This is a genomic window from Streptomyces sp. NPDC005492 (assembly GCF_040605995.1).
Lineage (GTDB): Bacteria > Actinomycetota > Actinomycetes > Streptomycetales > Streptomycetaceae > Streptomyces.
The window spans coordinates 33,705-39,896 of record NZ_JBEXDX010000063.1 but is presented as its reverse complement, the minus strand read 5'-3'; the positions used below and the strand labels follow the sequence as shown (position 1 = coordinate 39,896).

Below are 6,192 nucleotides of genomic sequence, written 5' to 3'. Positions count from 1 at the left end.
GCCGCAGCCGTCGCTCTCATCGTCGAAGTTCCGCTGTACTTCATCTATTCGGGGCCGCCGCCGGACGCGAATGTTCTCTCCCGGCTGCTGATCGGCCGTACGACGACAGTGTTGATGTCGACGCCGGCGGGCTGGCGGATCGCCCAGAGGATCGTGTCGGCGATGTGGTCGGCGGTGAGGAGACGGCCCGGCGGCGGGCTGCCGTTGCCGTCCCAGAACGGGGTCTCCACCCGGCCCGGGGCGACCAGGGTCACCCCGATGCCGAACTCCGTGACCTGGCGCCGGGTGTTCTCGGCGAGACCGGTCATCGCCCACTTGGTGGCGCCGTAGATGTTGCCGGGGGTGTTCACGAACCCGGCGACGCTGCCGATCAGCACGATCCGGCCGTGCGTCTGCTTCAGGGCGTCGACGGAGGCCCGGATCAGCAGGGCGGGGCCGAGGACGTTGGTCAGCACCATCTCGGTCCAGCCGGCCGGGTCACCGTCGGCGACCGCGTCGTGGGTGGCGACCCCGGCGTTGGCGACGACCGCGTCGAGCCGCCCGAAGCGCTCCAGGGTGATGTCGACGGCGGCCTGCACCTGGTCGTACTCGGAGGCACTGCCGGGTATCGTCAACAGGCCTTCGGGACGGCCCAGTTGCTCCGCGAACGCGAGCAGCCGCTGCTCGCTGCGGCCCGTGACGGCCACCCGGCCCCCGGCACCGAGGAGTTGCCGCGCGACGGCGGCCCCGATCCCGCTGCCGCCGCCGGTGATGAGCGCGACGTGAGAGTTGTCGTTCATGGTGGTGGTCCCCCCGTGGGTCGGTGAACTCCGCGCAAGTCGAGGGGCAGTTCATCATCTTGAGCACTCTCGAAGTCAAGCCGCCGAGATCACGGGCCCTTTCAGCTCGTGCGCACCGCCGTGTGCACGGTGTGCGCGGCGAGCACGAACACATCGGCGCGCCGGTGCACGCTCTCCGGGTCCTGCGGGTCGACGAGCCGGTCGAGGGTGGCCCGGTCGTCGGCGTCCAAGGCGTCGCCGACGGTGTCACGGATACGGGTCAGCCAGGTCGCGGCGTAGGCGCGGACGCGGTCCGGGGCCGGGGCGGGCAGGTCGAGGAGGAAGCTGCGGCTGCCCGTGTGCTTCAGGCCCACCGAGGCCAGGAGGGCGGGCCAGTCCTCGGTCACCGTGACGGAGCCGGCGAGGTCGGCGCGCATCCGGGCGAACCACTCCGCCTCGACCGCGTCGATCCGGGCCTCAAGGCCCGGGCGGCCGATGCCGAAGTCGCGGGGCAGGAAGCGGGAGGGCAGACCGCCCTCCATGATGGCGAGGGTGCCGCCGGGAGCGAGGCGCTGCGCGAAAGCGGCGAGACCGGCGCGCTGGTCGCCGAGGTGGTGCAGACTGCGGCTGGCCCACAGGAGGTCGGCCGGGTACTCCAACTCCCCCAGGACGTCCGGCAGTTCACCGGCAAGCGTGCTGAAACGGTCGCCGAAACCCTGGCGGTCGGCGCGGGCGCGGGCGCGTTCCAGGAGCGGCTCGGAGCCGTCCACCGCGACGACCCGGGCGCCCGTGAACGTCTCCGCGAACAGACAGGCGACCACACCGGGTCCGCTGCCCACGTCGACGATCAGCCCCGGCTCGGTCCGCTCCTTCGCGAGCCACGCCATGGCCCGCTCGTACAGCGGGGCGAACAGCTCGGCCTGCGACTCCAGCAGCGGACCCATGACGGCCCAGTCGATGTCGGTGTGGTCGTGGTGCTGGTGGTGATCCTGGCCGGGCTTGTAGTCATGGTGCTCGCCGGGCCCGTGGTCGTGATCGTGCGCCATGGTGGTCAGCCTCTCGTCCGCGTGCCGCCAGCCTGCGCCGACGCACCGTCCGAGGGCCACCTCCGTTGCCGAAGCGGCAAAAAACCGGATGCGCGAGGTGCTGCCAGTGGTCGAGCATGCGGGTATGGACGACGTGCTGGTGGAACGCTTCCTCGAAGACGGGTTCGTGAAGATCGAAGGCGCCTTTCCGCCGCGGGTTGCCGAGGACTGCGCACGGCTGCTCTGGCGGGAGACGGGCTACGACGCCGACGATCCCGGCACCTGGAAGGACCCCGTGGTGTGGGTACCGGGCATGGGACAGCCCCCGTTCGCCGCGGCAGCCAACTCCCCCGCCCTGCATGAGGCGTTCGACGTCCTCGTCGGCGAGAGACGCTGGGCGACACGCTACGGCCTGGGCGCCTTCCCGCTGCGTTTTCCGCACGAGGAGGAACCCGACGACGCCGGCTGGCACATCGACGGGAGCTACAGGGTCGAGGGCGACACATTCGGATTCGTCAATCTGCGGTCGCGGGACCGGGCGCTGCTGATGCTGTTCCTGTTCACCGAGGTGACCGAGGACAACGCCCCGACCCGCATCCGCGTCGGTTCGCATCTCGATGTGCCGCCACTCCTTGAGCCGTACGGCGAGGCGGGCGTGTCCGGTCTGGAGATCGCCCCTCGGCTGGTCGAGGCCACCGCACACCGCCCGCTCGCGTACGCCACCGGCAGCCCCGGCGACGTCTACCTGTGCCATCCCTTCCTGGTGCACGCCGCCCAGCCGAACCACGGCACCCGCCCCCGTTTCCTGGCGCAGCCCCCGCTGGATCCGGCGGTCCCCTACGAGCTGGACCGTCCGGACGGGAACTACTCGGCGGTGGAGTTCGCGATCCGCCGGGGCCTGGCCCGGGAGGGCTGACCCCGACGGGACCGCATCGGTGGGCTGGGTGTGACGTGGTGCGGCGGTATGCCATATGACACGGCCGTATGCCATATGCGATGCGGTATGCGACGACTTCCGTATGTGATCTACAGAAGCGTGTACGCGCTCTACAGCGGCGGGTACGCGTTCGCCATCAACTGCTGGAACTGGGCCGAGAACCAGTGCCCGGACAGCGGGGCGTTCGGCAGCGCGCCAGACATGTTGTTGCCGTTGCGGGCGTTGCCCGTGTACGTCGGGTCGCACATGCGGTCGAAGCCCTTGCCCTCGTCGTTGGCGATGGCCGTGCTGGATCCGTCGGACTCACCCGGCGGCTTCATCCACACATAGGCGTCGATCCCGGTGGCGGGGGCCGCCTGCGGGCGCTCACCGAGGCCGGCTCCGGACTGGTTGCACCAGTTCCCGACCTGGATGCGGCGGTCGTAGCGTCCGCCGTCGACGTACGTGTCCACGCTGGTGGTCGCTCCCGGGCCGGTCGGCCGGGCCGAGCCGCCCCAGCCGTTCCTGGAGGTGTCGATCAGCATGCCGATACCGGAGTTGAAGCCCACGGACACCAACTCGTTGCGGAATGCCTGGGCGTAGGACAGCTCGTCCACGTAGCGGTTCCAGTCGACCCACTTGGACTGGCGCACGGAGACGCCGTTGACGCTGTCGTTGATGGTGAAGTTGTTCTCCTTCAGGGCGCTGTAGTTGGCCGTGTTGGTGATGAAGCCGGCCACGTCGTTCACGGTCGCGCCCTCGGCGTTCGCGGCCTGGTAGAAGAGGTTCGCGGACGGGGCGAAGTTGTCGTCCCAGCCGAGCCAGCCGTGGTGGCCGGCGTCGATGTAGTTGTAGACGTTGGGGATCGCGCCGAGCTTGTTCAGCGCGTAGCCGACGCCCTTCACGTAGTTGCCATTGGCGAGCATGGTGTCGCACTGCGGGGTGGCGGTGGCCTTGCTGCCGGTGTTGGTCACGAGGTTGGGCAGCGAGTCGATCTCGATCGTGGTGACGATCCGCAGCGAGCTGTACTTGCTGTCGGCGAGGATCGCGGCGATCGGATCGATGAACTCGGTCTCGTAGCGGCCGATTTCGGTCGGGCCGAGTTCGCCGTTGGAGGCGAGGGCCGCGCAGTCACGTCCGGGGAGGTCGTAGACGACGAGTTGGACGACCTCTTCGCCGCTGCCCTTCTGGGCGAGTGCCGCGTCGAGGTGGGCGCGCAGCCCCATGCCGCCGCCCACGCCGTTGATGGCGGCGATGCGGTCGAGCCAGACGCCGGTGGGCTGGTTGGAGATGCGGCTGCCTCCGGTCTCGGCGGCGGCCTTCGCCGACCACTCCGGATTCACGTACACCTTGGCGCCCGCGTACGGGTTGTCGACCCGCCCGCTGGGATCGGTGGTGCCGCCGCCTCCCCCGCTGCTGCCGTCGTCGACGTTGCAGGTCACGCCGTCGAGGGTGAAGGTGGTGGGGAGCGCGTTGGTGCCGCTGTAGGTGCCGTTGAAGCCGAAGCTGACCGAACCGCCGGTCGCCAGGCTTCCGTTGTAGGTCTCGTTGGCCGCCGTGACGGCGGTCCCGCTCTGGCTGATCTTCGCGTTCCAGCCGCTGGTGACCTGCTGGTTGCCGGCGTACGACCACTTCAGGGCCCAACTCGACTTGGCGGTCGAGTTGTTGGTGACGGTGACGGCGGCGGTGAAGCCGGTGTCCCACTGGTTCTGCACCTTGTAGTCGACGCTGCAGGGGATCGCGGCGATGCCGGCGTCCGCCGAGGGGGTGGCGGCGACCGCCGTCCCCGAGGCCCCGGCGACGAGCACCAAGGCAGCGAGCAACGCTGTTCTGGTACGGCTCATGAGTGCGGGTTTCCTTGTCTGCCAATGGAGTTGGTTGCGGGTGCTGTGATGTGCGGTGTGCGGGCGCCTATCCGTCGAGGGCGCGCAGATGGTCGCGCAGCCCGGTGCCGTACGCGGTGGGCGTACCGTCGTAGTCGGAGATCAGTGACGGACCGGCGGAACAGTCCCAGGTGTTCCAGGTCCAGCCGAGATACGAGAGCCCGTGGTCGTCGAACCACTTCATGACCTGGTCGACGAACGCGTGGGAGCAGGTGTTCTCGCCGATCTCCCCTGCCACCAGCGGCACTTGGGCCGCGACGGGGGCGAGGGTGGAGTTCCAGCAGCTCTCGTTCGCGCAGGTGTTGAAGTTGTACACGTGGTACGCGGCGACGAGATTGCCGGTCGGATCGGTGGGCTTGTACGTCAGCCACTGGCTGAGGTCGTTCGAGTAGGCGAGCCCGCCGGCCATGATGACGTTCTGGGCGCCGGTGGACCGTACGGCGTCGACGAGATCCTGCATACCGGCGACTTCGTACCCGATGCCGGGGCAGGTGCCGCCGTCCCGCCAGCACTCCCACGCCTGGGTGGTCGTGGAGGTGGCGCGGTCGGGGTAGGGCTCGTTGAACAGGTCGAACGCGACGGCCTGGTCGGCCTTGAACGTGCTGGCGACCGAGGACCAGAACGACGGTGTGTACTGCGCGTCCGGCATCGGCTTCTGGCAGGTGGCGTGCACGTCGGAGCAGCCCGCCGAGTTGCCGGTGTACTGGCCGTAGGTCCAGTGCAGTTCGACGATCGGTGTCATGCCGTGCGCCTCGACCTTCGCCACCAGGTCCTTGACGGCGGCGATGTAGTTGGCGCCCGCGTACTCGGGTTTGATGTTGGAAAGGCCCAGCCAGCACTCCTCGTTGAGCGGGATGCGGACGGTGTTGGCCTTCCAGTCGGCGATCGCCGCGACGGCCGCGTCGTCCACCGGGCCGTCCCAGATGCCGTAGCCCTGCACGCACATGAACTCGCCGCCGGAACGGTTGACGCCGAGCAGACGGCGATTGGTGCCGTCGGCGTCCACGAGCTTGTTCCCGGAGACGTGCAGTGCGGGCGCGGCGGTGCTGGGTGGTGGTGAGGTCGGGGGCGGCGAGGTCGGCGGGGTCGGTTCCGAATCGACGTTGCACGTCGTGCCGTTGAGCTTGAACGCGGTCGGTACGGCGTTGTTTCCGGACCAGTTGGCGATGAATCCGGCGCTGACGCTCGCGCCGGTGCCCAGCGAGCCGTTCCAGCTCTCGTTGGTCGCGGTGACCGTCGTGGCGGACTGGGACCACTTGGCGTTCCAGCCCTGGGTGACCTTCTGGCCGCCGGCGAAGTCGAAGCTCAGGCTCCAACTGCTCACCGGTGCCATGTTGTTGGTGATCCGCACTGAGCCCTGGAAGCCGGTGTCCCACTGGCTGGTGACCGAGTACTCCACCGTGCACGCGGGGGTGGCACCGGACGCCGTGACCACCGGGACGACCATCGCCCCGACGAGGGCGACGGCACCGGTGACGGCTAAAAGCATTGAACGCGGGGGGTGTCGCATGAGCGACTCCTTGCAGCTCGGGCGCGTCGCACGGACGCGTCGACTGACGGAATCGCTCCCACTGGTGTCAAGGAAGGTAGCGCCAAGTGACGGCAAAGGA

Annotated in this window: 5 protein-coding genes; 1 reads left to right on the top strand and 4 read right to left on the bottom strand. The window is 69.1% G+C overall.

Features of this window, described 5'->3' with window-relative positions:
• Window positions 1–44: 44 nt before the first annotated feature.
• Entirely contained in the window at window positions 45–779 is a 735-nt protein-coding gene (locus ABZT04_RS42225; RefSeq protein WP_356064950.1) for an SDR family oxidoreductase, read from the bottom strand.
• Window positions 780–880: 101 nt separating this feature from the next.
• The gene (locus ABZT04_RS42220; protein WP_356064947.1) at window positions 881–1,804 is read right to left on the bottom strand and encodes a class I SAM-dependent methyltransferase; all 924 of its coding nucleotides are present in this window, start codon (window positions 1,802–1,804) and stop codon (window positions 881–883) included.
• Window positions 1,805–1,928: 124 nt separating this feature from the next.
• Between ABZT04_RS42220 and ABZT04_RS42215 the strand changes: the two genes are divergently transcribed.
• On the top strand, window positions 1,929–2,699 hold the full coding sequence (locus ABZT04_RS42215) for a phytanoyl-CoA dioxygenase family protein (RefSeq protein ID WP_356064945.1): 771 nt from the start codon (window positions 1,929–1,931) through the stop codon (window positions 2,697–2,699).
• Window positions 2,700–2,830: 131 nt separating this feature from the next.
• Here the strand turns inward: ABZT04_RS42215 and ABZT04_RS42210 are convergent, their stop codons facing one another.
• Window positions 2,831–4,543 (bottom strand): glycoside hydrolase family 6 protein, encoded by a 1,713-nt coding sequence (locus ABZT04_RS42210; RefSeq protein WP_356064943.1) that lies wholly within the window; start codon window positions 4,541–4,543, stop codon window positions 2,831–2,833.
• A 67-nt stretch (window positions 4,544–4,610) separates the two neighbouring features.
• Window positions 4,611–6,092 carry a cellulase family glycosylhydrolase gene (locus tag ABZT04_RS42205; RefSeq protein ID WP_356064940.1) on the bottom strand — a complete coding sequence of 494 codons (1,482 nt, stop codon included), beginning with the start codon at window positions 6,090–6,092 and terminating at the stop codon, window positions 4,611–4,613.
• Window positions 6,093–6,192: the final 100 nt, after the last annotated feature.

What these genes read in the sequence shown, in the direction of transcription:
- ABZT04_RS42225 (WP_356064950.1), bottom strand. Translation starts at nt 779, where the DNA reads ATGAACGACAACTCTCACGTCGCGCTCATCACCGGCGGCGGCAGCGGG.
- ABZT04_RS42220 (WP_356064947.1), bottom strand. Translation starts at nt 1,804, where the DNA reads ATGGCGCACGATCACGACCACGGGCCCGGCGAGCACCATGACTACAAG.
- ABZT04_RS42215 (WP_356064945.1), top strand. Translation starts at nt 1,929, where the DNA reads ATGGACGACGTGCTGGTGGAACGCTTCCTCGAAGACGGGTTCGTGAAG.
- ABZT04_RS42210 (WP_356064943.1), bottom strand. Translation starts at nt 4,543, where the DNA reads ATGAGCCGTACCAGAACAGCGTTGCTCGCTGCCTTGGTGCTCGTCGCC.
- ABZT04_RS42205 (WP_356064940.1), bottom strand. Translation starts at nt 6,092, where the DNA reads ATGCGACACCCCCCGCGTTCAATGCTTTTAGCCGTCACCGGTGCCGTC.